This window comes from Halorientalis litorea (assembly GCF_023028225.1).
GTDB lineage: Archaea > Halobacteriota > Halobacteria > Halobacteriales > Haloarculaceae > Halorientalis > Halorientalis litorea.
Genome location: NZ_CP095483.1, coordinates 14,540 through 38,544 on the forward strand (window position 1 = coordinate 14,540; position 24,005 = coordinate 38,544).

At 60.8% G+C, this 24,005-nt stretch carries 24 protein-coding genes and 2 pseudogenes; 21 read left to right on the forward strand and 5 right to left on the reverse strand.

The window, feature by feature from the left end; genetic code table 11:
* Positions 1-214 precede the first annotated feature (214 nt).
* From MUG95_RS15015 to MUG95_RS15030, 4 genes are all read left to right on the forward strand, one after another.
* Positions 215-1,327, forward strand: a complete 1,113-nt coding sequence (locus tag MUG95_RS15015; protein WP_247010601.1) for a DegT/DnrJ/EryC1/StrS family aminotransferase — start codon at positions 215-217, stop codon at positions 1,325-1,327.
* On the forward strand, positions 1,320-2,309 hold the full coding sequence (locus MUG95_RS15020; protein ID WP_247010602.1) for a Gfo/Idh/MocA family protein: 990 nt from the start codon (positions 1,320-1,322) through the stop codon (positions 2,307-2,309). The genes MUG95_RS15015 and MUG95_RS15020 overlap by 8 nt, the downstream gene beginning before the upstream one ends.
* On the forward strand, positions 2,293-3,657 hold the full coding sequence (locus tag MUG95_RS15025; protein ID WP_247010603.1) for a nucleotide sugar dehydrogenase: 1,365 nt from the start codon (positions 2,293-2,295) through the stop codon (positions 3,655-3,657). The genes MUG95_RS15020 and MUG95_RS15025 overlap by 17 nt, the downstream gene beginning before the upstream one ends.
* A gap of 386 nt (positions 3,658-4,043) precedes the next feature.
* A complete protein-coding gene (locus tag MUG95_RS15030) occupies positions 4,044-4,643 on the forward strand; it encodes a DUF7344 domain-containing protein (protein ID WP_247010604.1) in 600 nt (199 codons plus the stop codon).
* Between the two features lie 350 nt (positions 4,644-4,993).
* Here MUG95_RS15030 and MUG95_RS15035 read toward each other — a convergent pair whose 3' ends face one another.
* Positions 4,994-5,287 (reverse strand): PadR family transcriptional regulator, encoded by a 294-nt coding sequence (locus tag MUG95_RS15035; protein WP_247010605.1) that lies wholly within the window; start codon positions 5,285-5,287, stop codon positions 4,994-4,996.
* Between the two features lie 1,112 nt (positions 5,288-6,399).
* On the opposite strand from MUG95_RS15035, the gene MUG95_RS15040 reads away from it, so the two are divergent.
* From MUG95_RS15040 to MUG95_RS15050, 3 genes are all read left to right on the forward strand, one after another.
* On the forward strand, positions 6,400-6,687 hold the full coding sequence (locus MUG95_RS15040; RefSeq protein ID WP_247010606.1) for a DUF7526 family protein: 288 nt from the start codon (positions 6,400-6,402) through the stop codon (positions 6,685-6,687).
* A gap of 124 nt (positions 6,688-6,811) precedes the next feature.
* On the forward strand, positions 6,812-7,132 hold the full coding sequence (locus MUG95_RS15045; RefSeq protein ID WP_247010607.1) for a hypothetical protein: 321 nt from the start codon (positions 6,812-6,814) through the stop codon (positions 7,130-7,132).
* Positions 7,133-7,191: 59 nt separating this feature from the next.
* Positions 7,192-7,677, forward strand: coding sequence for an Lrp/AsnC family transcriptional regulator (locus tag MUG95_RS15050; RefSeq protein ID WP_247010608.1), 486 nt, complete (start codon positions 7,192-7,194; stop codon positions 7,675-7,677).
* On the opposite strand, the gene MUG95_RS15055 is transcribed toward MUG95_RS15050, so the two are convergent.
* Entirely contained in the window at positions 7,674-8,690 is a 1,017-nt protein-coding gene (locus MUG95_RS15055; RefSeq protein ID WP_247010609.1) for an amidohydrolase family protein, read from the reverse strand. The two genes, MUG95_RS15050 and MUG95_RS15055, sit on opposite strands and share 4 nt — an antisense overlap.
* Before the next feature lie 407 nt (positions 8,691-9,097).
* On the opposite strand from MUG95_RS15055, the gene MUG95_RS15060 reads away from it, so the two are divergent.
* The 5 genes from MUG95_RS15060 (at position 9,098) to MUG95_RS15080 (ending at position 16,709) form a co-directional block, all read left to right on the forward strand.
* Positions 9,098-10,585, forward strand: coding sequence for a proton-conducting transporter transmembrane domain-containing protein (locus tag MUG95_RS15060; protein ID WP_247010610.1), 1,488 nt, complete (start codon positions 9,098-9,100; stop codon positions 10,583-10,585).
* The gene (locus MUG95_RS15065) at positions 10,575-13,004 is read left to right on the forward strand and encodes a DUF2309 domain-containing protein (RefSeq protein ID WP_247010611.1); all 2,430 of its coding nucleotides are present in this window, start codon (positions 10,575-10,577) and stop codon (positions 13,002-13,004) included. The genes MUG95_RS15060 and MUG95_RS15065 overlap by 11 nt, the downstream gene beginning before the upstream one ends.
* A gap of 294 nt (positions 13,005-13,298) precedes the next feature.
* Positions 13,299-13,688 (forward strand): DUF5684 domain-containing protein, encoded by a 390-nt coding sequence (locus tag MUG95_RS15070; protein ID WP_247010612.1) that lies wholly within the window; start codon positions 13,299-13,301, stop codon positions 13,686-13,688.
* Positions 13,689-14,066: 378 nt separating this feature from the next.
* A complete protein-coding gene (locus tag MUG95_RS15075; protein WP_247010613.1) occupies positions 14,067-15,104 on the forward strand; it encodes a sensor histidine kinase in 1,038 nt (345 codons plus the stop codon).
* A 66-nt stretch (positions 15,105-15,170) separates the two neighbouring features.
* Positions 15,171-16,709 (forward strand): bacterio-opsin activator domain-containing protein, encoded by a 1,539-nt coding sequence (locus MUG95_RS15080; protein WP_247010614.1) that lies wholly within the window; start codon positions 15,171-15,173, stop codon positions 16,707-16,709.
* A 121-nt stretch (positions 16,710-16,830) separates the two neighbouring features.
* On the opposite strand, the gene MUG95_RS15085 is transcribed toward MUG95_RS15080, so the two are convergent.
* Positions 16,831-17,409: a response regulator transcription factor gene (locus MUG95_RS15085; protein WP_247010615.1), complete on the reverse strand. Its 579-nt coding sequence runs from the start codon at positions 17,407-17,409 to the stop codon at positions 16,831-16,833.
* A gap of 153 nt (positions 17,410-17,562) precedes the next feature.
* Between MUG95_RS15085 and MUG95_RS15090 the strand changes: the two genes are divergently transcribed.
* On the forward strand, positions 17,563-17,910 hold the full coding sequence (locus MUG95_RS15090) for a winged helix-turn-helix domain-containing protein (protein WP_247010616.1): 348 nt from the start codon (positions 17,563-17,565) through the stop codon (positions 17,908-17,910).
* A gap of 110 nt (positions 17,911-18,020) precedes the next feature.
* Here the strand turns inward: MUG95_RS15090 and MUG95_RS16930 are convergent, their stop codons facing one another.
* Positions 18,021-18,155, reverse strand: coding sequence for a hypothetical protein (locus MUG95_RS16930; protein WP_256463876.1), 135 nt, complete (start codon positions 18,153-18,155; stop codon positions 18,021-18,023).
* A 58-nt stretch (positions 18,156-18,213) separates the two neighbouring features.
* Here MUG95_RS16930 and MUG95_RS15095 point away from each other — a divergent pair, with 58 nt between their 5' ends.
* The 3 genes from MUG95_RS15095 to MUG95_RS15105 all read left to right on the forward strand — a co-directional run bounded on the left by MUG95_RS15095 (position 18,214) and on the right by MUG95_RS15105 (position 20,991).
* Entirely contained in the window at positions 18,214-19,857 is a 1,644-nt protein-coding gene (locus MUG95_RS15095; RefSeq protein WP_247010617.1) for an ATP-binding protein, read from the forward strand.
* A 313-nt stretch (positions 19,858-20,170) separates the two neighbouring features.
* Positions 20,171-20,404, forward strand: a complete 234-nt coding sequence (locus MUG95_RS15100; RefSeq protein ID WP_247010618.1) for a hypothetical protein — start codon at positions 20,171-20,173, stop codon at positions 20,402-20,404.
* A 173-nt stretch (positions 20,405-20,577) separates the two neighbouring features.
* Positions 20,578-20,991, forward strand: coding sequence for a hypothetical protein (locus tag MUG95_RS15105; protein ID WP_247010619.1), 414 nt, complete (start codon positions 20,578-20,580; stop codon positions 20,989-20,991).
* A gap of 71 nt (positions 20,992-21,062) precedes the next feature.
* Here MUG95_RS15105 and MUG95_RS15110 read toward each other — a convergent pair whose 3' ends face one another.
* A complete protein-coding gene (locus MUG95_RS15110; RefSeq protein WP_247010620.1) occupies positions 21,063-21,629 on the reverse strand; it encodes a hypothetical protein in 567 nt (188 codons plus the stop codon).
* Positions 21,630-22,418: 789 nt separating this feature from the next.
* Between MUG95_RS15110 and MUG95_RS15115 the strand changes: the two are divergent.
* The 5 genes and pseudogenes from MUG95_RS15115 to MUG95_RS15135 all read left to right on the forward strand — a co-directional run.
* Positions 22,419-22,562 (forward strand): annotated as a pseudogene (locus MUG95_RS15115) (AbrB/MazE/SpoVT family DNA-binding domain-containing protein); the annotation flags it as partial.
* 56 nt (positions 22,563-22,618) lie between these two features.
* Positions 22,619-22,927, forward strand: a complete 309-nt coding sequence (locus tag MUG95_RS15120; protein ID WP_247010622.1) for a type II toxin-antitoxin system VapC family toxin — start codon at positions 22,619-22,621, stop codon at positions 22,925-22,927.
* Positions 22,928-23,083: a hypothetical protein gene (locus MUG95_RS15125; RefSeq protein WP_247010623.1), complete on the forward strand. Its 156-nt coding sequence runs from the start codon at positions 22,928-22,930 to the stop codon at positions 23,081-23,083.
* Positions 23,084-23,387: 304 nt separating this feature from the next.
* Complete coding sequence (locus MUG95_RS15130) at positions 23,388-23,678, forward strand: DUF8011 family protein (RefSeq protein WP_247010624.1); 291 nt, start codon at positions 23,388-23,390, stop codon at positions 23,676-23,678.
* A 145-nt stretch (positions 23,679-23,823) separates the two neighbouring features.
* Positions 23,824-23,997 (forward strand): annotated as a pseudogene (locus MUG95_RS15135) (MarR family transcriptional regulator); the annotation flags it as partial.
* Positions 23,998-24,005 lie beyond the last annotated feature (8 nt).

Consider the following 24,005-nt stretch of genomic DNA (forward strand, 5'->3'; position numbering starts at 1 on the left):
TAACAAAGCCTCGTCTCGAACTGGATTCGGGCGTGCAACCGACAATCGAACACGGTGGTGGCCTCGGGTTCCGCTCCGGGCCGCCATCCCCGAGTTCCTGTACTGCTGTTCGCGCCCCACCCACGACGCACGGCGAAGTGACACAGCACTCCCTGTCCCGGTACTACCCCCGGAGCGGTCCGTCGAGCGAGACAGCCGACACGGAGGTGAGCGCATGTCGCTGAAAGAAGAGCAGAGCCACTCGGTCGCTATCGCCGACCCGCAACTCGGCACGCGTGAGTCCCAGCGCGTGGCGGAAGTCGTCGAGTCGGGACGGCTGGCCGCAGGTGAGACTGTCACCGCCTTCGAGGAGGCGTTCGCGGAGTTTTGCGGTGCCGACACCGGCGTCGCGACGAGCAACGGGACGACGGCCCTCCACGCAGCACTCGAAGCCCTCGGCATCGGTGAGGGTGACCGGGTCATCACGACGCCGTTCTCGTTCATCGCCTCGGCGAACGCCATCCGTCTGGCCGGTGCCGAGCCGGTCTTCGCTGACATCGACTACGAGACGTACAACCTCGACCCGCACGCCGTCGAAGCCACCATTCGGCAGCACGACGGCGACGTCGACGCCCTTCTCGTCGTGCACCTCTACGGCCTCCCGGCCGCGATGGAGGCACTCACCGATATCGCCGACACGTACGACCTCGCCGTGGTCGAGGACGCGTGTCAGGCCCACGGCGCGCGCTACCGGGGTGACCACGTCGGGACGATAGGCGACATCGGCTGTTTCAGTTTCTACCCGACCAAGAACATGACTACCGGCGAGGGCGGTGCGATAGTGACCGACAGGGAGGCTATCGCCGAGCGTGCCCGACGGTACGTCAACCACGGACGCGACGGTGGGGACAGCCACGTCGATGTCGGGCACAACTTCCGAATGACCAACGTCGCCGCGGCCCTCGGCATGGTTCAACTCGAACGCCTCCCGTCGTTCAACCGCGCCCGCCGTGCCAACGCGGAGTACCTGACTGAGGCACTCGAGAAGAGTCCCGTCGTTCCGCCGGTCGAACCCGACGGGCGTCGGCACGTCTACCACCAGTACACCGTCAGAGTGGACGACCGGGACACGGTCCGGGAGCGACTCGACGAGGTCGGTATCGGTACCGGCGTCTACTACCCGACGCCGATTCACCGGCAACCGGCGTACGACGAGACGACTGCGACCGCACCAGTCGCGGAGCACGCGGCAGGGGAGGTCCTCTCGTTGCCGGTCCACCCGAACTGCCCCGAAGCGGCACTCGACACTGCCGCGAGCGTTCTCAAGAGCCACGCAACCGATGACTGAGTCCACACTCGCCGCGGGCGTAATCGGCGTCGGAGCCATGGGGCGTCACCACGCTCGCGTCTACGACGAGGTCCACGGTGTCGACCTCGTCGGCGTCACCGACACCGACCGGAAGCAAGCACTCGAAATCGCAACGACGTACGATACAGAAGTGCGCTCTCGCACCCAACTGTTCGAGGCAGCGGACCTCGTGTCCGTCGCGGTGCCGACACGCTATCACTACGAAGTGGCGCGGGAGGCGATAGCGGCCGGGGTCCACGTCCTCGTGGAGAAGCCGTTCGTCTCGGACATCGAGCAGGGCCGCGAGTTGGTCGGGCTCGCGCGAGAGCAGGGGGTGCTGATACAGGTCGGCTACGTCGAGCGGTTCAACCCGGCGGTACAGGCGGTGAGCGACATCGCCGACGACCTCGACATCATCGCCGTCGACGTGCGCCGCCTCGGCCCACCGGTCGACCGCGACACGAGAGACGGCGTCGTCCTCGATTTGATGATACACGACATCGACATCCTCGGTCATCTCGTCGGCAGTGACATCGAGCGCATCTCCGCCGCGAGTGCCCGGGACCACGACCACGTTACCGCGCAACTACGGTTCAGCGACGGCATCGTCGGCAACCTCACCGCTAGCCGTGTCACCCAGGAGAAAGTCAGGGACCTCGCCATCACCGCCGAGGACTGCCGCGTGAGCGTCGACTACGAACGCCAGTCTGTCGAGATTCACCGCCACTCGGTCCCGGAATACTACGAATCGGACGGGGACCTACGATACCGACACGAGAGCATCATCGAACGCCCGACCGTCGAGAACGGCGAACCCCTCAAAGCGGAGTTGTCGGCGTTCGTCGACGCCGTTCGGGCGGGCGAGCAACCGCCGATTACCGGCGAGGACGCTCTCGACGTGTTGGAAATCGCCCAGCGAGTGAGTGAGCGGGCCACTCCGCAGGGAGACAGTTCACGGGGGCAACATGCACACGAGCAGTGAACCGACCGTGGGACTGTACGACTGCCGCCTCGGTGCGGACGAGCAGGTCGAGCGGGTCCGCGCGGGGGGCGTACCGGTCGCCGTGTACGGGTTGGGGAAGATGGGGCTTCCACTGGCGTCGGTCTTCGCCGACGTGACGGGGAACGTCACCGGTGTCGACATCGACCCGGGTGTCGTCGAGAGCGTCAACGCCGGTGCGTCGCCGGTTACTGGCGAACCGGGCTTGGACGAACTGGTCGAGGAGTCCGTCGCCACGGGAGCACTCTCCGCGACGGCGGACATCGACGCGGCCGCGCGTGCCGCGCGGGTTCACGTCGTCGTCGTCCCGACGTTAGTCGAGGACGGGACGCCAGACCTCTCGAACATCCGTGTAACCGCCGAGCGAGTCGGTGCGGGGTTGACGCCGGGTGACCTCGTGTGCATCGAATCGACCGTGCCTCCGGGGACGTGTCGGGACGTGGTCGACCCGATACTCCAAGCCGAGAGCGACATCGGGGCCGACGAGTACGGTCTCGCGTTCTGTCCCGAGCGCACCGCCAGCGGGCGGGCGTTGCGGGACATTCGTGGTGCATATCCCAAGATAGTCGGCGGCCGGGACGAGGAGAGCGGGCGGGCCGCGGGTCTGTTGTACGGCCAGATTACCGACAACGAGGTCCGGCGGGTCGCGGACGCGACGACTGCCGAATGTGTCAAAGTGTTCGAGGGCGTGTACCGCGACGTCAACATCGCGCTCGCCAACGAACTCGCACGACTCGCAGACGAACTCGGCGTCGACGTTCGCGAGGGGATCGCGGAGGCGAACACCCAGCCGTACTGCGACATCCACCGGCCCGGGCCGGGCGTCGGTGGACACTGCATCCCGTACTACCCGTACTTTCTCATCGACTCGCTCGACACCGAGACGCCGTTGCTGCGGACTGCACGGTCGGTGAACGAGGAAATGCCAGCCTACACCGCCCGGACGGTCATCGACGAACTCGCGGCGGCCGGTATCGACCCGGCCGAGGCAACGGTCGGCGTCCTCGGTATCGCGTACCGACCGGGTGTCGACGAGACACGCGAATCACCAGGTCTGGCAGTTATCGAATCCCTTCACGAGGCCGGCGTGGAGACTGTCGCGTTCGACCCGGTTGTAGACCTCTCCGAGTGCGACGTTCGGTCCGCTCCAGTGAGTGCGTTTCCGGACCTCGGCCTTGATGGCGCGGTACTCGTGACCGACCACGGGGAATTTACGAACCTCCCGTGGGATTCCATCGATAGCGGTATCGTCGTGGACGGGAGAGGCACCCTCGACCGGACAGCCCACCCGTCTCGATTGAAAATACTCGGTGACGGACAGGACGGATGAAATCTGTTACGGGTAGAGTGTCACGGTCCTCCGGTGTCTTGGTAATCCCTGACATAGAACCTGTATTCATTTTTAAAAGGCGTGGAAATAACTGGTTCTTTTAGTATCAGATAAATTGTCATAAATGCCAGCAGTTTATAAATAGCCTGATTTCTCCGCATTTGAGTCCTTAAACAGCTAGTATTCTATTGGTAGTCTCGTTGTAGAGTGTTAATATTCCGACAGCAAACAGTTAAGTAGTCAACTATTGTTACTGCTAGTGCCTCGGAGACAATCGGGGCTACCAACGCGGTCGTCGGTCTACTGTAACCACTGCCTGCACGGAGTCCGCTCCGACGAATCAGTGGGAATGGGGGGAGACCGACACTATAGGGAGAAACAAAACGATGAGCAAATCTGAAACGGGGTCTAGCGGCTCACCAAAGCAGACACTAGATGAATCAACGGAACAGGTTGTCGACGCCGGGTCCGTCGGGGAAGAGGCCAAAGAGCTTGAACTCGACCACATCTTCGAGATACTAAAGAACGAGCGGCGTCGGAAAGTAGTCCACTACCTTCGGGAACACGAATCCCGAGTCACGCTGAGTGACTTGGCAGAACACATCGCGGCACTGGAGAACGACACGGACGTCGCGTCGATTACGTCGCGCGAGCGCAAGCGAGTGTACGTCGGGTTGTACCAGTGCCACCTGCCGAAAATGGCCGACATGGGAATCGTGAACTTCAATCAGGACCGCGGAATCATCACACTCGGTCCGACTGCACCAAAACTGTACCAGTACCTCGACGCCGAGTCGGGCGATTCGCGCGACTGGTACAAGTACTATCTCGGCATCGCAGGCCTCGGCACCGTTCTGTTCGTGGGTACAGCTCTGCTCTCGGTGTCGGCCCTCTCCGGCACGGCGGTGCTGGCTGCGACAGTGTTCGGCTTCGTTGGTTGCTCGCTCTATCACACGGTCGTCGAGAGCGACAGAGAAGAGACGTAGTCCGGTAAAGATCGGGAGAATACCGATTTCGTCGTCTTTTCCGCTCTGTCTGAGGGGTCCCGGGCTCCTCGATTACTTTATTTGTGAGTGATACATCACCGAGTGAGGGACAGGTCAACAACGGCGTCGTGACTGGTTACTATCCATCGACCGTCTCTGTCGACACCGGTGGTGTTCGGGTCGTACACTGTCCAACTGAATCTGCCATCGGCGTGGTCTACACTGACCGCCTCCAGGCAGATGTGGCGTCGGTCAGGACCGGTCGGTTCTGGTCTCGTCATGGTCCGTTCCGTCTGTGTCGAATCTCACTCACACGCTTTGCCTGCGTGGCGGCCCGATGCCAGTTGGGATTACACCGGAATCGACTCTTTTCCTTCGAGGTACTGGTTCTCCCACTCTTTCCTGTCCTGTAGCTCCCGGATGCCCCGGTCAGTGAGACGGTATACGTTGGTGCGTCGGTCTTTTTTCCCCTTCTTGACCAACCCTTTCTGGACCAACTCGTCGAGGTTCGGATACAGACGCCCGTGGTGAATTTCGGACTCGTAGTACGTCTCGAGTTCGTCCTTTATCGCGAGGCCGTGTGGTTCATCGAGACCAGCGATGAGATACATCATGTCTCGCTGAAAACCGGTCAGGTCGAACATTGTTCCGTCTCGGGATTGAGAACATCAGTCTATAGTTATGTCCTCGCTACATCCGGTAACGTGTCCTGAGAGGAGACGACGGCGTGGTCCGTCGGGCGCGCAAAACGAGACACCGGGTTTCCGGTGAAATGGTTTATAAAGGAACCGGGTAGAGACACACACCGGGTTTCCGGTGAAACGGGGGGAGGGAGGTGGAGGGGTGCAGTTGAAGCGGGGGTTGCGGCAGAACAGAAGACGGACCGGAGTGAACTGCCGCTACACAAGTGAGGAAAGGTATGACCAGTCTGACGTAGAGAATGGGACAAAGAGGGCTTCTTAGTACGGAAAGCACGGATGGTACGATGGAACGTTTCGTCACCAAGCCGAGATAGCCACGCTCGTGCTGGAATAGGGACAGCAGAGAAGGAGAGAAGGTCCGAAGGATAGGGAGAACTCAGGAGTCCTTCGACTCCAGCTACAATGAGCTAAAGCTCATTGTCACTTTGTCCATAGGAGTCAGTGGACTTTTCGTCTTGTACTGTATTATACATTTTGTAGTCTAATTAATATATATGCCGCACTACTCACTCCACCTAGAGATACACTATATAAACAGTCCCGCTTACAGCGACTCGCCAGTCCCTCTAGCACCCGGTTTCACCGGAAACACGGTGTGTGTGCGCGCCAGTCTTTCGGTACAACTGTCCCCGAATTCTAGTTCCGACCCTCTCAGAACCTCAGTTTCACCGGAAACACGGTGTGTCTCTCTCGTAACTCGGTGCTCCTGACTCGGTGGCCCTCCTCCTTACCTCTCGAGTGAACCTTCGATACATCCGTATGAGCCCGCATTCGCCCGTTCTCACTGTCCAATGTTGGCCCCAGCGTGCCCCGTCCTCTCTCCTCTCAGTAGTCTCCGTCAGTACAATCGTCCACCCTCTCTCCTGTGCCGACCACTGAGAGCCCATTTCACCGGAAACCCGGTGTGTGTGCGAACTTAACCAACATCTCCCCGCTCTGCCCGAGGGTGTTGGTTAAGACTGGAAATAACCGTCACAGCTGGCAACCGAGAAACACAGCGGTGCCCTCCGCGAACGGCAATCACATCACTGTCGAGTCCGTCAGAAGCGACTGCAATGGAAACCTTCCGGGTAACTGTCGTTCACGCCGTCGCCCCGGACCGCCTCGACGAATACGAGGTCGAGGGCGAGCTAGCAGCACTCGCTGCAGGACGGCACGTGCTGGTCTGCCGGAAAGGTGGAACGCCATCGTGGCTCGAACGACTGTGGTCGTTCTTGCAACGGTCTCCGATCGAGGCCGTCACGCTCGTCTCGGAAACGGCGGCGAGTGAGGGACAGGAAGTCTCCGTGACCGTCGAGGAAACCGAACTACCGGGCGTGTACGAAGTCAAGCATCTCCAGTAGTACGCCACACCACCGCGTTGCTGTAGGCAACCGATGTTTGGTAACTGGTACCACAGAAACTCGCACCGAGTTAACCAACAAATTGACCACCTGCCGGAGCGTGTTGGTTAATACGACCGAATCGATGTCCAGCACCCCACCGACACCACCGGACGCCCTCTCGCACCGCCTCGTCGAGGAACTCGACGACCTCCCACCGGACAGCCTTCGCGATGTCGCCGCCTACGCCGACGCACTCGCCGAGTTCCGTGAAACGACTGACCGGACGACAGACGGGGAAGACGACGAGCCGGATACCGGAACCAAGCCGGAAAGTCGACCCACGGATGTCCCGTCGAAGGCCACGATAACGGTCAAGGAAATCAACGGCAACCGGTACAACTACTGGCAGTGGCGCGACGGCGAGCAAATCAAATCGAAGTACAAGGGTCCCGCCGAGGAGTGACGATACTATCAGGGGAACAGGGTACAACAGTAAAGTATCCTTGCCGCGGACGTATCGGCATGGGTGACGAGGACATCGACGAAGTTGACAGGGCCATTCTATACGCGTTACAGGAGGACGCCCGCAACATGTCGTCCAAGGATATCGCGGAGCGGACTGGCACCTCCGACAGCACCGTCCGCAAGCGTATCCAGCGTCTCGAAGCGGAGGACATCATCAAAGGCTACAGTGCCGAAGTCGACTACCAGCAGTCGGGCTACCCGCTCCGCATGCTTCTGTTCTGTACTGCGTCGATTCCCGAACGTGGCGAAATCATCCCCGAAATTCTGGACATCGACGGCGTCGTCTCGGCACAGGAACTGGTCACCGGCGACCAGAACATCCTCGTGACGGCCGTCGGAGAGTCAGACAGCGACATCACGCCCGTCGCACAGGAACTGCTCGAAATGGGACTCACAGTCGCCGACGAGGTGCTCGTTCGGAGCCACGAGACGACGCCGTTCGGAGAGTTCGACCCCGGAAAACACGCCGAAAACGGTCACTAAAGCAAGACGCGTTCGACATCACCCACGGTTGCACGCCGGACGACAGCCCCGACTGGGTCGACGGAACCTGCCAGATTGTCCGAGTCGCCATCGAGGACGGTAAGTGAGGCCCGCCGTCCGGGAGCGACGACGCCACAGTCGAGGCCAGCGATTCCGGCTCCGGCTGTCGTCGCCATTCGCAGCACGTCCCGCGCGGACACGTCGAACCGCTTCACCGTGTAGGCCATCTCCCGAAACATCGAGGGTGTATTCAACATGACGTTGTCCGTCCCGAGCGCGACAGTCGTATAATCGAGCAAATCACGTATCGGTGGCCGACCGACATCGAGGACGGTGTTCGCGCGCGGGCAAACTACAACCGGGACCGACTGGTCGGCGACGCGTTCGAGGTGCTCCTGTTCGGCGTGAACCATGTGGACGAGCAAATCGGGGTCCAAATCGAGCGCGGGGTGGATGTCCGTCGCGTCCGGTTCTCCCGCGTGGATGGCGAACGGGACGCTGCGGTCCCTGCACGCCGCCCGCTGGGTGGTGAACTCGTCGTCGTTCGCACCGCTCGCCCCGAACCCGTCGGCGATGTCGAGAACGGACTGGTCCCCACTCCCGAAAATAAACGGGTCGATGTCCAGTGGCTCCGCCGCGTCCCGGAGCGCGCGGGCACCCGCTACGCCCGACTCCCGGAAGTCGAGACACGAGACGGTCCCGCTCTCAGCCATGAACCGAAGTGTCCGACGCATTGCCGCCACGAGTTCACTCCGACTCGCGTCGGCCAGTCGGCGGTGTTTCAGGCTGTCTGGCGGTGCGACCGCCTCTTCGAGTGAGAGTCCGACACCGGCCTCCTTCGCGACGGAATCGCCGAGGTGCGTGTGGGCGTTGACGAACGCCGGCAAGATGATGTCCGTCGATTCCGTCGCGACTTCTTCGACTGCCTCGACGCGCCCGTTCTCGACGACGACACGCCCGGATATCGGCTCGAACGATTCCCCGACGAGGACGGTCCCCTCTAACTCCTCCATAGCAGACCACTGGTCTGGGTAACGATATGGTTTTCTAACACTGATTCGCGAACAACTTGGTAACTGTGGCTGCACGGTCAGTGATAGTCGTGACTGGACCGCCCTAGAACAGCAAATGGGGGCGACAGACGAAGGAACCGCAACGACCGTCTTAGTTCCTCTACGCCGATACTTCGACTCTGATTGTAGCTCTCAGGTGGCCACTTTCGCCACGACTCACTCCCCGAACGGAACTGTGGTAACTGACCACAATGTTCAATGCAACTGCTGTTCAGGAACAATATGGTTGTATAGATAGATTTAATAGACATTCTGTTCGTAGAACGGGGTGAAGACGACCGATGACTGTGGTCGCGTGAATCGGCGTGAACTGTCGCCGCAGTGGTCGGTCAGAGACGAGCCAAAGGATGACAGGAGACAAACAGGTGACGACCGTGGGACAGGCTCCGACGCCGACCAGTGAGGAATCGCGCGTGCCGGCGGTGTCGACCCGACTCGTGTGGCTTCTGTGGGTCGGGAGCATCGGCGCGCTCGCGGCGAAACTCTGGGTCGGCGGGACGTGGGACCTCGCGGGACTCGCGGTCGTCGACGGGTTGACGCTGGTGATGTGGGTGGCAGTTACCTTCTTCAGCGGCATCGTTCACAGTTACTCGCGGCGGTATCTGGACGGTACCAGAACCATCGACCAGTTTTTCGCTCGCGTGTTCGGGTTCACACTGGTCGTGATGGTACTGGTCGCGGCCGATAACTTCGTGCTGTTCGGGGCCGCGTGGCTCCTGATGGGTCTCGTGATGGCTGACCTCATCGGCCACGTCCGCGGGTGGCCCCAAGCACAGGCTGCGGCCGCGCTCGCGCGGCGGTACTTCCTCCTGAGTAGCGCGTTCCTCGCGGTGGCACTCGGGACGCTCTGGTGGTCCACTGGCACGACGGCGGTCTCGGGTCTCGCGTCGACAGTGGAGACAGCCCCCCCGAACGCTGTGTTGGTCGCCGCTGGCGCGCTCCTGCTCGCGGCGATGGTCCAATCGGCTCTCGTCCCGTTCCACACGTGGTTGCTCTCGTCGATGACGGCACCGACGCCGGCCTCGGCGTTGATGCATGCTGGCTTCGTCAACGCCGGTGGTATCCTCTTGGCGCGGTTCGCACCCGTTGTCACCGTCGATGCCGGTTTCATGCTCGTCGTGGTGCTCGCCGGTGCGACGAGCGCGCTGTCGGGGAAGATTCTGAAGACCATCCAACCCGATATCAAGGCCAAACTCGGCTGCTCGACGGTCGGGCAGATGGGCTTCATGATTATGCAGGCTGGCTTGGGTTTTTTCGGTGCCGCCGTCACCCACCTCATCCTCCACGGGTTCTACAAGGCCTACCAGTTCCTGGCGGCCGGGAGTCAGGTCGCACACGAGAGCCCGACGAAGGCCAAGTCAACTGCCTCGACAGGCCCCATCGGCATCGCCGTCGTCGTCGGGACCGCGCTCGCGGGTGGACTCCTGTTCGCGACACTCACCGGCAAAGGAACAAAGCTAGACAGCGGTCTCCTGTTGACGTTCCTCGTCGTCCTGACGGTGCTCCACGCCGCCCGCGCTGTCGTCTCCGAGGACTCGCTTCCGGCCACGGTTCGCTACGGTGCCGTCCCGCTTGTCGCGCTCCCGGCGATTGCCGTCTACGGTGTGGTCTACCGTGCCATCGAGGGACTGCTGGCCGGAACGCCGATGGCCGGGCAGTCGGCCGAACTGACGGTGGCCCACGCCCTCGTCGCCGTCGCGTTCCTCGCAGTGTACCTCGCTATCGAGAGTGGGGTCCACGAGAAAAGCCACCGGCTGTACGTGCTCCTGATGAACGCCGCCCAACCCCCGTCACAGACGCAACTGACCGCCACGGAGGACTACAATGAGTACTGAACCCGCTATCGAGGAGAGTATCGAAGCAGCAGCAGACACCGTCGGCTCCGCGTGGCCGCTCCACTCGTTCGTCACGGCCAATCCGCTCGCCGGCTTCGAGGACCAGCCGTTCCACGAGGCTGTCACGGAAGCCGAACAGGTTCTCGGCGGCGACGGCTACCCGAGTTCGGACGTGTTCCGCCGCGCGTGGGAGTCCGGTCGCATCGACCCCGAGGCCCTGCGGGCCGAACTGACTGCCAACGGATACGACAGCGACCCCGAGGCGACACTCGACCGGATGGCCACCACGGACACGTCCGACACGGTGGAGACGGCACCGACAGCCACGGACCGAGTCGACGCGGTGTTGACGAAGTGGCTGGCTGCGTTCCTCGACCAGGGGCAAGCGGAGTGGCCGATGCCGAACCGCGAGCAGGGTTTCTACGACGCATTCCGTACCGTAGCCCCCCACGACGGCGACATTCCCGACAACGAGGCGATTGCCGAACTCCCCGACCAACCCGCAGACGCCATCCGGAACTGTCTCGCCGATTATCCCGTGGGGCAGTGGCAGGACATCTTCGAGTCACAACTGGCGGCACTCCCGGGCTGGACCGGGTTCCTCAAGCAACGCGTCGTCGACGACGACGCGTGGCAGTCGGCCTACCCGACTACCGTCGAGGGGTATCTGGCTGTTCGCCTGACGCTCGTCGACCTGTTCGACGCCCCAATCGCGCCTGCCGAAGCCCACGAGGACGCCGACACTCCGACGGCGGACGGGCCCCTCCCGCTGCCAGAAGTCTGGCTGACCGCGTGGGAGGCGACCTATCGCTCGGAACTCGTGGACGCGCTCACCGACGCCAGCCCGTCGACCGGGGACGCATCCGACGACGGACGCCCGGACGCCCAACTGGTGTTCTGTATCGACACCCGGTCCGAAATCATCCGTCGGCACATCGAGGCCGCCGGCGACTACGAGACTCACGGGTACGCCGGGTTCTTCGGTATCCCGATGCGCCACACCGAACACGATGCGGACGTGACCGTGGACGCCTGTCCACCCATACTCGACGCGGAGCACCGCATCGCGGACCGCCCCACGAACGACACCGACGGCCAACACGAGGCGTACGAACGCTGGCACGCAACCGTCGAGACCGGCAAGAAGGCAGTCAAGACCCTCAAATCCAACGCCGCCACCGTGTTCAGTTTCGTCGAGAGTGCCGGTGTGGGGTACGGGGCCGCCTTGGCCGCGCGGACGCTTCTCCCGGGACGCGTGTACGACTTCCTCGAGTACGCCGACCGGACGGTCCCGGACGACCACGAAGTCCGTGCGCCGACGGTTGATTACAACCCGGACTCGGTCAACGAACTCCGCGAGGGGCTGACCCTCGAAGAGAAAGTCGAGTACGCCGCGACGGCCTTCGACCTCATGGGCTGGGAACAGTTCGCCCGCGTCGTCGTCTTCGCCGGGCACGCCAGTCAGACCGCGAACAACCCGTTCGATTCGAGTCTCGACTGCGGTGCCTGTGCCGGGAACCCCGGCGGTCCGAACGCGCGCGTCCTCGCCGCCATCTGTAACGACGATGCGGTCAGGGCGGAACTTCGGGACCGCGACATCGACATCCCGGACGACACCGTCTTCGTCGCCGGCGAGCACAACACGACGACCGACGAGGTGGAACTGTACGCGTCCGACGTGCCCGAGACACACCACGCGGACATCGACCAACTCCGTACGGACCTCGCGACGGCACGCGCCGGTGCGGCCGCCGAGCGTGCCGAAGACATGGGTGCAGACGCCGATTCGGGCGTCCGTGAGACCGAACGCCGCGCCGTCGACTGGGCCGAGACCCGCCCGGAGTGGGGGCTGGCCGGGAACGCGGGCTTCGTCGTCGGCCCCCGGACGCTCACCGAGGGTATCGACTTGGACGGCCGTTCGTTCCTCCACTCCTACGACTGGACGACGGACGCCGACGGCGAGGCACTCGAAGCCATCATGACTGGCCCGATGGTCGTCACCCAGTGGATAAACACACAGTACTACTTCGCGACGGTCGACAACGCGGTGTACGGGAGTGGCTCGAAGGTGACCCACAATCCCGTCGGCAACATCGGCGTCTATCAGGGCAACGGCGGCGACCTGATGACCGGTCTCCCGCTACAGTCGCTGATGAGTGCCGACGAGACGCCGTACCATCAACCGCTCCGCCTCTCGACGGTCATCCACGCACCCGTCGAGCGCGTCACCGATGTCCTCTCGGAACACGACGAGGTGGCCACGCTGCTGGACAACGACTGGCTCTCGCTGACTGTCGTCGACCCACAACAGGACCACCGGGCGTTCCACTACACCGACGACCTCAGTTGGACGCCGATAGACGAACCACCGACAGCGCGGCCGGAACAGACGAATAGTCCCACCGTCGCGGACGACTGACCCGTCGCAACTGCCTCGCTGCGTCTCACCTCTACCCCGGACGGGGGTGTGAGCGTCACCGTGCGGCCGTCCCTCTGGTGGAAGTGGTTCCGCGAACTCGTCACCGAACGTGTCGCGCTGACTGCGCACCGAGGGCTCGCTATTTCCAACGATGTGCGCGAGTGTTCTCATTCGAGAGGAACAGACCGCTGCGTACAGAGCGTGGGTTCAGCAGAGAACCGTGCCGGCATCGGTGTTTCCGAGCGTGAAACCGTGCCCCGACTCCGTTAATACCGGGGCCGAATATCCGAACCGATGGTAGCAGTAATTGACTCTTCGGTCCCGTTACAGAACATTGGTAGCACTGGCGTCGAACTGTTCGCCGTGGTGGCCCTCGCTATCGTGGTTTTCGCCGGGTTCTGGAAAACGTTCGAGAAGGCCGGTGAACCGGGATGGGCTGGAATCGTACCGATTTACAACCTGTACGTCTTGGTGAAAATAAGCGGAAACGCGTGGTGGTGGTTCCTTCTGTTTTTCGTCCCATTCGTCAACTTCTTCGCCACGGTAAAGATCAGCATCGATGTCGCTGGCAAGTTCAACAGGGGCATCCTGTTCGGCCTCGGTCTCACGTTCCTCTCGTTCATTTTCTTTCCAATCCTTGGATTCGGAAACTACCAGTACCAAGACAGAACACAGCTCAGCTGAGGGAACAGCATCCGTTCGGAGGACACCCAGAGACCATCACGGTGCCTTTCTCTGACACCGACACTTCGAACGACCGCCACCGGGTGACGCTGTCGCGTCGCCCTTCCCCGCTCCGCTTCCACAGCGGCAGTTCTTCGTGCACGGTCGTTTTTCCTGACTCGCGGCTTCGATATCGCAGCCGAACGAGCAGGGACGACACCTTCACGAGGACTTCGACTCACTGTTTCTGAACCAGAATGAGGAAACAATACTAAAAACACACCGGGACTAAGCGAAATCTGTGCGCTGTGTCCGAACCCGGCCCTCTCGCATGGGTCCGCGGCGGCTGACGGGACCAGCGGTCTTACGAGAAGTCAACAGGAGGACCGAAGGAGACCGATGACAGACGAGTACAGTGCTGCAATCCCGCTGGACGAGTTCCCTGACCCAGTTCTCGTCTACACTGTAGACGATGATGGTGACGCCCGCATAACGGCGACGAACACGGCCTTCGAGCGGCTGTTCGACGACGCCCCGTCAGAAACATTCGTTTCGCCGATGTTAGAACGATTCACCGGTAGTCAAACGACCTCCAACCGGGAGCTAATGACCTCCCTCGTTCAGGGGTGTCAGGGCGAGTTTCCCCTCGATGGGAACGGTGAGCAAGGACCGTTCATGGCACGAGTAATCCCGTCGCACGGGGAGACCGGGTACCTCGTGCTTTCAGACCCATGCCCGCATCCCGATACCGAGGAGATGCCCGCTGTCGATCAAGTAAACAGTGTCATCAGCCACGACCTCCGCAATCCGCTGGATGTCGCCAAGGCACATCTACAGGCCGCACGGGAGACGGACGACCCGGAGCATTTCGACTCTGTTGCCGACGCACACGACCGGATGGAACGGATTATCAGCGATGTACTCACTTTGACGCGGGAGGACGATGTCGTGGACCCGTCGGAACAGGTCTCTATCGAAACCGCCGCGACGGACGCGTGGCAATCGGTCGATACCGAACAGGCTGTCCTCGACCTCTCGGACTCACTTCCCACTACCACCGCAGACCCGGACCGCGTCCGCAGACTGTTCGAGAACCTCTTTCGGAACAGCGTAGAACACACCGCAAACGCGTCCGTGGACAGCACGGACCAAGACTCTGTGGCCGAATCTGCCCATGACGACGGTGAGAGTGAAGCCCGCGAAAACAAGGTAACGATTACGGTTGGCAGCGGAGCGGACGGCTTCTACGTCTCCGACGACGGCCCGGGTATCCCCCCGGAAAAGCAGGAGACGGTCTTCGAGCCGGGACACTCGACCCGAGACGGCGGGACTGGACTCGGCCTCGCTATCGTCGAACGCATCGCTGCCGCACACGACTGGGACATACGTCTCACTTCAGCCGACAGCGGTGGTTCGCGGTTCGAAATTCGATTCTAATACCGATGACCCGTCGAAACAGTTCAACGATCAAACAGGGAGCGACCGAAGGAGGTGCCTTCTGCGATGGATGAACGGTGTCAGCGAGCACCGTTCGGCGTTCTCGACGTCACGGCGAAGGGGACAGTGTCGGCCATCAACGAGACTGGCCGGACACTAATCGACGCTACGGACCCAACCGGTGCCCAGCTTGCCGAGGTATTCCCTCGGTCTGTCGACGATACCATCCTGACTGCGTTCGGGGGTGACTCAATCACCGAAACAGAGTTCGAGGAGTATTATCCTGACATCGATAGGTGGTTTGCTGTTTCGGTCGTCCCACTCGAGAACGGGGGGACAGTCTACCTCCAAGACATAACGGAGCATTACCGCGAGAAACAGTTGCTGCAGGAGATACAGCAGGAACGCAGACGAACCACGCTCATCGACGACGTGCTTTCGGACATTCTCGCGGCACTCGTCGATGCAACGTCCCGTGAAGAAATCGCCGAGACGGTCTGTCGAGGACTCGGTGAGACGGACCTCTACGAATTCGCTTGGGTCGGAGAACGCGACATGGGAGGTGACGACGTAGCGGTTCGTGCCGTCGCCGGTGAAACCGGCGAAACGTTCCGCGCTGTTCGTGACGCAATCGACGACGGGAGTGTAACGACGCCAGAAGAGCGTGCAGTCGAGAGCGGCCGGCTGGAGGCCGTCCAACCACTCACTGCCAGTTCCGCGATTCCTGAATCGGTCCGTACAGCCGGCTTTGCCGACGGCATTCAGTCGACACTGGCGATTCCACTCGTGTACGAACCGCACGTCCACGGTGTGGTCGGGGTCTACGCGGGAGGCACCGAGACGTTCTCCGAACGAGAACGCGCAAGTTTCGACACGTTGGGTGAGGTAGCCGGGTTCGCGATTACTGCGGTTCGGAACCGGAACCTACTGTTCTCTGACCGTGTCGTCGAGGTCACCTTCGAACTCGGCGAGGGGTCAGTTCTAGCCCGACTGAGCCAGTCCCTCGACGCGACGCTAACCGTAGAAGGGATGGTTCCACAAGCCGACGATCCGTTGCTCTGTTTCGTCTCGGTCGAGGGAGAAGGGGCGGAACGCGTCGGACAAGAGACCGCGGGCATAGAGACAATCGAGCGGACGCGAACCATCAGCGCGTCAGAGTCGGGCGGCACTGTCGAACTGTCCGTCCGCGGTCCGACTGCCTTACTGGCCATCTCTTCGTTCGGTGGGACTATCCGACGTGCCAGCTTCGACAGCGGAACGGGTCGCCTCGTCGCGGACCTCCCTCCGGACGCCGATATCCGCCACGTCGTCGAGACTGTCAGCAGTGAATACGACGGGGAGTTCGTTGCGAAGGAGTCGCGGCAACGGTCGGTGACGACTGCCAGTGAGTTCCGCGACGAACTGGATGACCGACTGACGGAGCGACAGCGGACAGTCCTCCGAACCGCGTATCTCGCCGACTACTTCGAATCTCCTCGGGGAAGCACGGCCGAAGAAGTCGGAGCCGCGCTCGATATAACAGGGTCGACGTTACTGCACCACCTCCGTGCTGGCCAGCGAAAACTCCTAGATGCGTATCTCGACCGGACCCCCGAGGGCCGGTGACGATACCGGCACGCATCCAGAGAGTGACTCACCGGAGCGTTCCGACCGTCTCCCTGTGAACTGGCCGGGGTCGCCGATGCGTGCTGTCCGCCAGCTCGTCACCCCTGCCCGGTGGTGGTCGTCACATCTCCTTGCGGTCGACTGCGTCGAACTGGTCGAGAATCTCGTCATCGGCCAGCAGCCGTCTGGCTCGGTTTTCGAGCCGCTCCGCTCGCTCCGCCACGTCTGTATACCTCTCGTGTTCACTGTGCTCCTCGGAACTCAGTTCCGATTCAAGTACCGCCCGCCTCGCCTCGGCGGTAAAGTACTCCCCGAGCGTTTCGGACGCGAGAATCCGCCGTTGTTGGTCGATGACCGCACGGATGTCTTCGCGCTCTACCGGTTTACACAGATAATCGTCGAACGGCATATCGAGGACTTTGACTCCGGGGTCGACTGCGGTCACCATCACCACCCGTCCGTAGTACCCACGCTCGACCAGTTCCGAGAGTACCTCATCTCCCGACAGCCCCGGCATGTGCCGGTCCAGAAGCACAACATCAACCGGCGAGTCATCGATGGCTGACAGTGCCGCACTGCCGGTATAAACCGTCTCGACGTCACAGTACCCTTGCAGTCGCAGGGCGTATGCGTCCGCTACCTCTTGCTCGTCGTCGACAACGAGCGTGCGGACCGCCGCCGCGCTATCGTTTTCGGCCATCTATCTCGGCTGCCTACACGAAAGTCGGCACCGAATCCACATAATTGATGCCTTTCCCCGAGCGTCGACATCTGCACTCCTAGAGGTGACGAGGCCGCGCAATCTCGATGCCTAGCATCGCAATCCAGTAGGACCGAGGCCCTCCCCAGTAGTATGTCCACTCACTCACCGGCTCGACTGGAGCGGCGAACTGACCGGACGGAGGATACTACCCTTTCGGGAACCGAATTGTTCGAACTCTTCGGAGACGAGTACACGCGTCGCGTGTACCGAGCAGTTGCAGCGCGGCCACGAAGCGGTCGTGCTGTCGCCGAGGCGGCAGATGTCTCACGGCCGACGGCGTATCGTCGCCTCAACGAACTCCGTGACGCGGGTCTCGTCCGTACCGAGATGATGATCTGTGACGGCGGCCATCACAAAGAACGATACGAAGCTGTCGCCGAGTCGGCCGCTATCTCTCTTGACGGCGGTTTTGAGGCGACAATCGACATCGCTGACTGACCCTGCAGGTGACGTACTGTACTCGCAGGCCGAGGAGGGAGGAGGGGGTGCGTCGGGGTCTGCCCCGAGGGAGCCCACTGCGAGATAGCACACCTACAGGTGCCACTCGCTCAGTAGACGAAACACCGCTCTTCGCTCCATAGCTCCGACTCGAAGAGCTGTTCCTCCGTGCCGACTTCCCGAGCGTCACCCTGTGCTGTAGAAACCACAGCCTCGTGCTGCTCGGGGCTGATTGCAACCACCACGTCACAGCGTCGGCTTCAATCGACACAGAATTGAAACTGTAGGCAGAGGCATCGAACGATGGACCTCATCACTACGTTGAGCGTGCTGGTACTCAACGCGCTGGCGTCCGCACTCTTAGCATGGCGGACGTGGACAGCTTACCAGTCCAGAGAACAGCCCAGCGCGACTCCGTTTATATTCCTTCTCGCGACGCTGACATTGTGGGCGATCTGTTCTCTCGGCTCGGAAGTCCCCGGCGTGTCGACTGTAGGCCCCCTTTCGTCGGCCCTCGATCTCGTTCAGCTCGGTGCCAGCCTGATAGTCCCCGGAATCTGGACAATATACTCGCTCACTTACACTGGTCGTGGAACTGGACTGACGACAAAGCGAATCGTCCTGTTAGCTGGCATCGCACTCCCAGTGGTGATTAGTGGCATCTACATCGCGCTCGGCCCTTCCGAGACGGAACTCGAACGAACGCTCGCTCCGCTAATCGGTTGGGAGATACTCTACCTCTTCGCTCTGTTCCTGTACGGAACGTATCTGCTCGTCGGTCTCGGCGGGAGCCACCCTCGCGTCTCGAACACACAAGTGGCTGTTTTGACAACCGGCATCGCCGCGCCGTACCTCGCAGTTATGGCCGACGCCACCCCCGACTACGTTACGAACACGACTGCGGGATTGCTGCTCTCCGGCGTGTTGCTATCCGTCGCTGTGCGACGGTATCCGGTAATGACCGGCTTCCCGAAGGCCGATTACGTAGCCCGGACGCGCGTGGTCGAAACCTTACAGGAGGTACTCGTCGTCCTCGACTGGGACGACCACATTCTCGACGTCAACGAGGCGACGGCGGAGCTATTCGACCGGGCTGCGGAGACGATGATTGGCGAACCGATTCGGTCGGTCGTCGACGGTCTCGATGGGACCGAACTTCACACGGGAGCGACAGGAACAGTCGCGCTCCGAACGTCGAAAGGCCGCCGACAGTTCCAATTTAGCGTCTCTGCGGTTAACGAAACCGAGACGGACGACGAAAGCGACCCAGTCGCCAGGACCGTGCTCTTTCGTGACATCACCGACCGGCAAACCAGAGAACAACGACTCGCGGTTCTCAACCGCACACTCCGACACAACGTGCGAAATAACTTGGATGTCGTACTCGCGTACGCTGACCGTATCGACGACGAGGAGCTACAGAACGGGATTCGAGAGAGTACGACGGACCTTCTCGAACTGAGTAAAAAAGTTAGAGACGCGCAAGCGGTCATGACTGAGACCACCGAATCACCGGAACCCATCGACCTGAGCGACGTAGTGAGTACCGTCGCTGATGGGCTTCGAACCGACGACCGTCCGGGCAACATCTCGGTCGAGTGTCCCGACGAAGTGTTGATTTCTTCTCACCGGAGTGTGATTCGACAAGTCCTCCAAGAACTGGTCGGAAATTCGCTCGAACACGCGTCTGCGGACTCACCACACGTCGAAATCAGCGTCCGAGAGACATCCGATGGGACTGTCGAAATCACCATCGCGGACGATGGACCCGGGCTCCCCGAGCGGGAACGGGAGATTCTCGCTGCCGGAACCGAGACACAACTCAAGCACGCACAAGGTATCGGCCTCTGGTTCGTCAATTGGGCGATTACTCAACTAGGTGGAACGGTTCAGTTCCGAGAGAACGACCCTGAAGGCAGTATCGTCACCATTCGTCTCTACCGGTAATCGAACTGGATTTTCACAGGGTAGACTTCGATTTCACTGTTTCAGTCGGTGAAACGCGGGACTCACAACTTTTGATGTAGTGCCTCAGTAGCTACACATGCAACCCACCGATATCCTGTTTCTGATCGGATACGCGGTAATCGGAGTTGGCGTCTTCTCCGTGGCGTGTAGCCCAGTACTCGGCATACAAAGTGTACGAGCACGAATCGAGGAGTGGCCGGGACATCGACTCTCGTTCAACTACATCCTGATCGTCGGTAGCGTGCTGGTCAGCCACTATTTGTTACTGGCCGCAACGTGGCAACCACTCGATATGACCAATCACGTTGGTCGCGCCGTCGGCATCATCGTCGGGTACCCGGTTGTCCTGTGGCTAGCCGGCACTGTCGTGCTTCGCCTGCGGAGTCGGCGACGGCCTGCGTCACCACGGATGACGTTACGAACTGTCGGTGCTTTGGGTGTCGGTACTATCCTGTACATTTTCGCTAGCATCGCACTGTCGTTCGTCGTCCTTCTCATCGGCATCTTCACCTCACTCCCGACGTAGAGACACTGGCGACAGTCCTCCTTTTCGCACGGTTTCATCGTCAGCAACACAGTGTGTCGGATTAACTTCTCTCCGTGCGTACCTACGGACCGTCCTCCAAAATGAACAGCGAACGACGCCTCGAAACTAGCCCTCTCACCCGGCGACAACTTCTGGCAACGAGTGGAACAGTGATGTCGACAGCGATGGCTGGATGCTCGACAGTAGTGGACATCATTGGGGACCAAATCCTCGAAGATGTCAACATATTCAACCAGCTGAATCGTGACGTCAGCGGGAGCATCGAGGTCACCGCCCCGGACGGCGACAGTGCCCTCGACGAGAGCTTCAGCCTTCCCCCAGTCGAAGCAGACGGCGAAAGCAATACTGTGACCTACAGTGACGTGTGGACCGACAGCGGTGAGTACGAGGTCGAGATAGAACTCACAAACACCGAAATCGAGAGTACCTCACAGGCAAGCGAGTCGATACGTATTACTGATACCGACGAACAGATGGCTGCCATCGCGCTCGGTGGGCCAGATATCGACGAGCCGATCGCCATCCGCGTCGGAAAAGAAATGACGGACTTCTCTCAGGAAGAGTAACCGAGTGGCGTCTCGGCCCGGACGATACGGGCAGGTCGACGCTCGTCGCCTACGACGGCTTCCGGGAGCGTTCAAGCCGCGATACTGTACTGTTCGTCGCGCCCGACGACCACGTACCCCTGTGCTCTGAGGGCTTCGTCTCGGTATCGAGTCGCGACGTACCGCTGTGGGAGGCGACGAAGACCGAACCGCCGGTTCGTCGTGTACTCGTACTCGACTATCGTTTTGCTGTCCTTCGTCTCGACGGTTGCGACGTACGTGGACCACGGCTGGCCGCCAACTGTGACTTCCAATTCGACTTGGCGTTCACCGCTCGGCACGCGAACGGTCCGCGTATCGACCGTCACTTCGACCGAACGCAACCCGAGCAGATACGTGAGCCGGTACGTGACCGCCCCGTCCTCCGCGGTTATCTCGTCTGCGATGCCCCACTGAAACACGAGAACCGGCGGTGTCGGACCCGTGAAGGATTCGACCACGGCCTCGGACTGTTCGTCAGTTCGGAGACGAACGTTGCCGCGTGGCTGAACGAGTGGTGCGCGGGTTACGACGACGAGACCCGCTCCGACCAGAATCGCCGGGACCAGTGATGTCGCGAGATACGTGCCGAGAAAGACACTCACGACGAGGACCGTCAATAGGCCGCTCGCCGTACGCTCACGACGAAGGTACTGTTTTGCAACGTTGCGAGCCGCTTGTGGTCGGTCGACATCTTGCATGGAGGGCACGACGAACCTTCTCGCGACACGCTATTGTGACTGTTGAAGTCTTCTGTCTCCTTGGCAGAGTGCCGCGACTCCCGAAACAGGGAACGCTGACGGACGGCCATCGAACTGGCCGAACGTTGCATTGAAAACGTCCTCGTCCTCAATAAGCGGAACTCGTGACGAGGAGTCACTCACCGGCGGACTCGGCGCGCTCCCAACTGTCCTTCGATGGCCGTCACCTCGTTTTATTGGTACGTTACGAATCGCGTCACTGGAGACGCGCTGGCCGAAAAAGAGGACGAGAGGCAGTACGCAGTCTGTGGAACGTACTGGCCGCGGGCTACCCGGCCGACGACGGCATCAAAAGGGGGATAGTGGGGGGCTTGGCGGAGCCCAAATCAGGGTGGCTGGATACGTGCCGCCTCCAGCCGTGGCGGGGCAGCGGAAGTGTGTCGACAGGCGCGTCTGTGTGTGTCCGTCGGATATTTCCGTCGTTCGCCTCCGACCGGCATGTACACGTGCCGGTGGAACAGTAATCAACCCCACCCGAGGGTTTCCGACTCTGAAACACGCCGGGTCGTTGCCCCTCTTTGATGCTCGACTCCCGTCCGGATCGAACCAAACCGAACGTGCGTTCGTTACCCCGCCGAGGAGGGCTTGACGTTGTTCGGCGACCTCATCACACTCGAAAGTCGAGAACGCCCCTCCCACTGCATATGATTGGATTCTCCCGGAAAGGTACTGTTCCGAGAGACCGAGGGCGACGAGGTGGTCGTCGAACACGTCCGCTCGCCGGGTGAGATGCGCGGCTTTGCCGCCCGCAGCGAAGCGTCCACCGACAGGCCCGCGACCGAGGTCCTCTAGGAGAAGCGCGAACAGGAACGAGAGGAACGTGACGCGCAGTTCCCTCCGGAGGAGTGATGATGGTCCCTGACAGTGTCGTCTCTGACGCTGAGCCGCTGATTGCACACGCTGATGATGAACCCGGGAGCGACGTGGTTGAGGAGTATCTCGACTGGCTCACCGATCTCGGAATCGAGACCGTGGAGGTCGGTGACTCCTGGCGGGAGGCCTCAGAGTACATTCTTAGGTACGACCCAGCACTCAGTGACTCCTCTGCACTGGAGACCGCTGAAGCGGCCGAGGCGACGCTCCTAGTCGGCGGTGACGGCGACTATGACGAAGTCTCCGATGTCCCAGTAGAGCGGTTCCGTGACGGCTCCGCATAGATGACTGAAGACGTCGATGCCGCGGGTCCCCGACCCGAGGGGCACTACCAAATCGCTCGGGGTGCGGAGTGGCACTACGTGACTGACAACTTCGCAGAGACGATATCGCTCGGCCCGGCGACGATTGGCCCCTTTCGTTCACGCCTGAAGGTCTGATCGGAACTTAAGACCAACTATCTTATCGACACGGCCACAGTTTCGGAGGGTCGAACTGATGCGTGCCTTTTTTCGCCGCCAGTAGGGGTGAGTCATCCGTTCAGTACGTCCGTGTGTTGACCGGATACTTCATTTACGACTCTGAATAGAGAAACTGTTTGACAAACACATAGGGTGTCATAGAACAGTTACCATACCCTGCCAGTCCACACGGACTGAATTGCTCGGTACAGACTGGAGACAGACTATGGAATACGTTTTAATTATCCAAACGCTTTATCAGGTCGAACTCTTGCTCAAACGTATGAACGGACTTCCACGGATGATGTTTCGTGAGCCAGATGGACGAAGGAAGGGGTTTTTGTTCTTTTCTTTGTCCTTCGTATGCCTTCTTTCGTGGGTGTATACCGCTGTCATACTTGATGGTCCCCACTTCTTCTTATTTATGGGAATTGCGCTTGGATTCACCGGACTCGCCGAATCGCTACCTCCGGACCAACGACGTTCAGCAGGAGTATTTCGAATAGTAGCCGTTGGGATCCTCCTCGTCTTCCTCACCCTGCTCGCATCAGTTCCAGATTTATTATTAGGGTAGGGAAAATCGCCCGGGTTTGATAGATAACTGGAATATACTGGTGTTCTTCCGAGACGGTCAGTCGATAAGCACGCTTAGTCAGCAGCGTATTCAACCAATCAACGCTGAAAATAATCGCCTTGTGAAGAGTTCTATGACGCCCTCTGAACACAAGGCAACGTACTGGGCCGTAACTGACGACGAAGATCGACTAGGCGGGTATAGTGGCTACGAACGGGCGACCGTTCTGTTCAACGAGCAACTCGGTGACGAAGACAAGGAGTCGTGGCACGAACACGCCCCCAGCGAGCCACATCCGAGTGTGGAGAACGAGCAGTGACTGACGAG

Coding starts and splice junctions, on each gene's coding strand:
- MUG95_RS15015 (WP_247010601.1), top strand. CDS start 215: ATGTCGCTGAAAGAAGAGCAGAGCCACTCGGTCGCTATCGCCGACCCG.
- MUG95_RS15020 (WP_247010602.1), top strand. CDS start 1,320: ATGACTGAGTCCACACTCGCCGCGGGCGTAATCGGCGTCGGAGCCATG.
- MUG95_RS15025 (WP_247010603.1), top strand. CDS start 2,293: ATGCACACGAGCAGTGAACCGACCGTGGGACTGTACGACTGCCGCCTC.
- MUG95_RS15030 (WP_247010604.1), top strand. CDS start 4,044: ATGAGCAAATCTGAAACGGGGTCTAGCGGCTCACCAAAGCAGACACTA.
- MUG95_RS15035 (WP_247010605.1), bottom strand. CDS start 5,287: ATGTTCGACCTGACCGGTTTTCAGCGAGACATGATGTATCTCATCGCT.
- MUG95_RS15040 (WP_247010606.1), top strand. CDS start 6,400: ATGGAAACCTTCCGGGTAACTGTCGTTCACGCCGTCGCCCCGGACCGC.
- MUG95_RS15045 (WP_247010607.1), top strand. CDS start 6,812: ATGTCCAGCACCCCACCGACACCACCGGACGCCCTCTCGCACCGCCTC.
- MUG95_RS15050 (WP_247010608.1), top strand. CDS start 7,192: ATGGGTGACGAGGACATCGACGAAGTTGACAGGGCCATTCTATACGCG.
- MUG95_RS15055 (WP_247010609.1), bottom strand. CDS start 8,690: ATGGAGGAGTTAGAGGGGACCGTCCTCGTCGGGGAATCGTTCGAGCCG.
- MUG95_RS15060 (WP_247010610.1), top strand. CDS start 9,098: ATGACAGGAGACAAACAGGTGACGACCGTGGGACAGGCTCCGACGCCG.
- MUG95_RS15065 (WP_247010611.1), top strand. CDS start 10,575: ATGAGTACTGAACCCGCTATCGAGGAGAGTATCGAAGCAGCAGCAGAC.
- MUG95_RS15070 (WP_247010612.1), top strand. CDS start 13,299: ATGGTAGCAGTAATTGACTCTTCGGTCCCGTTACAGAACATTGGTAGC.
- MUG95_RS15075 (WP_247010613.1), top strand. CDS start 14,067: ATGACAGACGAGTACAGTGCTGCAATCCCGCTGGACGAGTTCCCTGAC.
- MUG95_RS15080 (WP_247010614.1), top strand. CDS start 15,171: ATGGATGAACGGTGTCAGCGAGCACCGTTCGGCGTTCTCGACGTCACG.
- MUG95_RS15085 (WP_247010615.1), bottom strand. CDS start 17,409: ATGGCCGAAAACGATAGCGCGGCGGCGGTCCGCACGCTCGTTGTCGAC.
- MUG95_RS15090 (WP_247010616.1), top strand. CDS start 17,563: ATGTCCACTCACTCACCGGCTCGACTGGAGCGGCGAACTGACCGGACG.
- MUG95_RS15095 (WP_247010617.1), top strand. CDS start 18,214: ATGGACCTCATCACTACGTTGAGCGTGCTGGTACTCAACGCGCTGGCG.
- MUG95_RS15100 (WP_247010618.1), top strand. CDS start 20,171: ATGACCAATCACGTTGGTCGCGCCGTCGGCATCATCGTCGGGTACCCG.
- MUG95_RS15105 (WP_247010619.1), top strand. CDS start 20,578: ATGTCGACAGCGATGGCTGGATGCTCGACAGTAGTGGACATCATTGGG.
- MUG95_RS15120 (WP_247010622.1), top strand. CDS start 22,619: ATGATGGTCCCTGACAGTGTCGTCTCTGACGCTGAGCCGCTGATTGCA.
- MUG95_RS15125 (WP_247010623.1), top strand. CDS start 22,928: ATGACTGAAGACGTCGATGCCGCGGGTCCCCGACCCGAGGGGCACTAC.
- MUG95_RS15130 (WP_247010624.1), top strand. CDS start 23,388: ATGAACGGACTTCCACGGATGATGTTTCGTGAGCCAGATGGACGAAGG.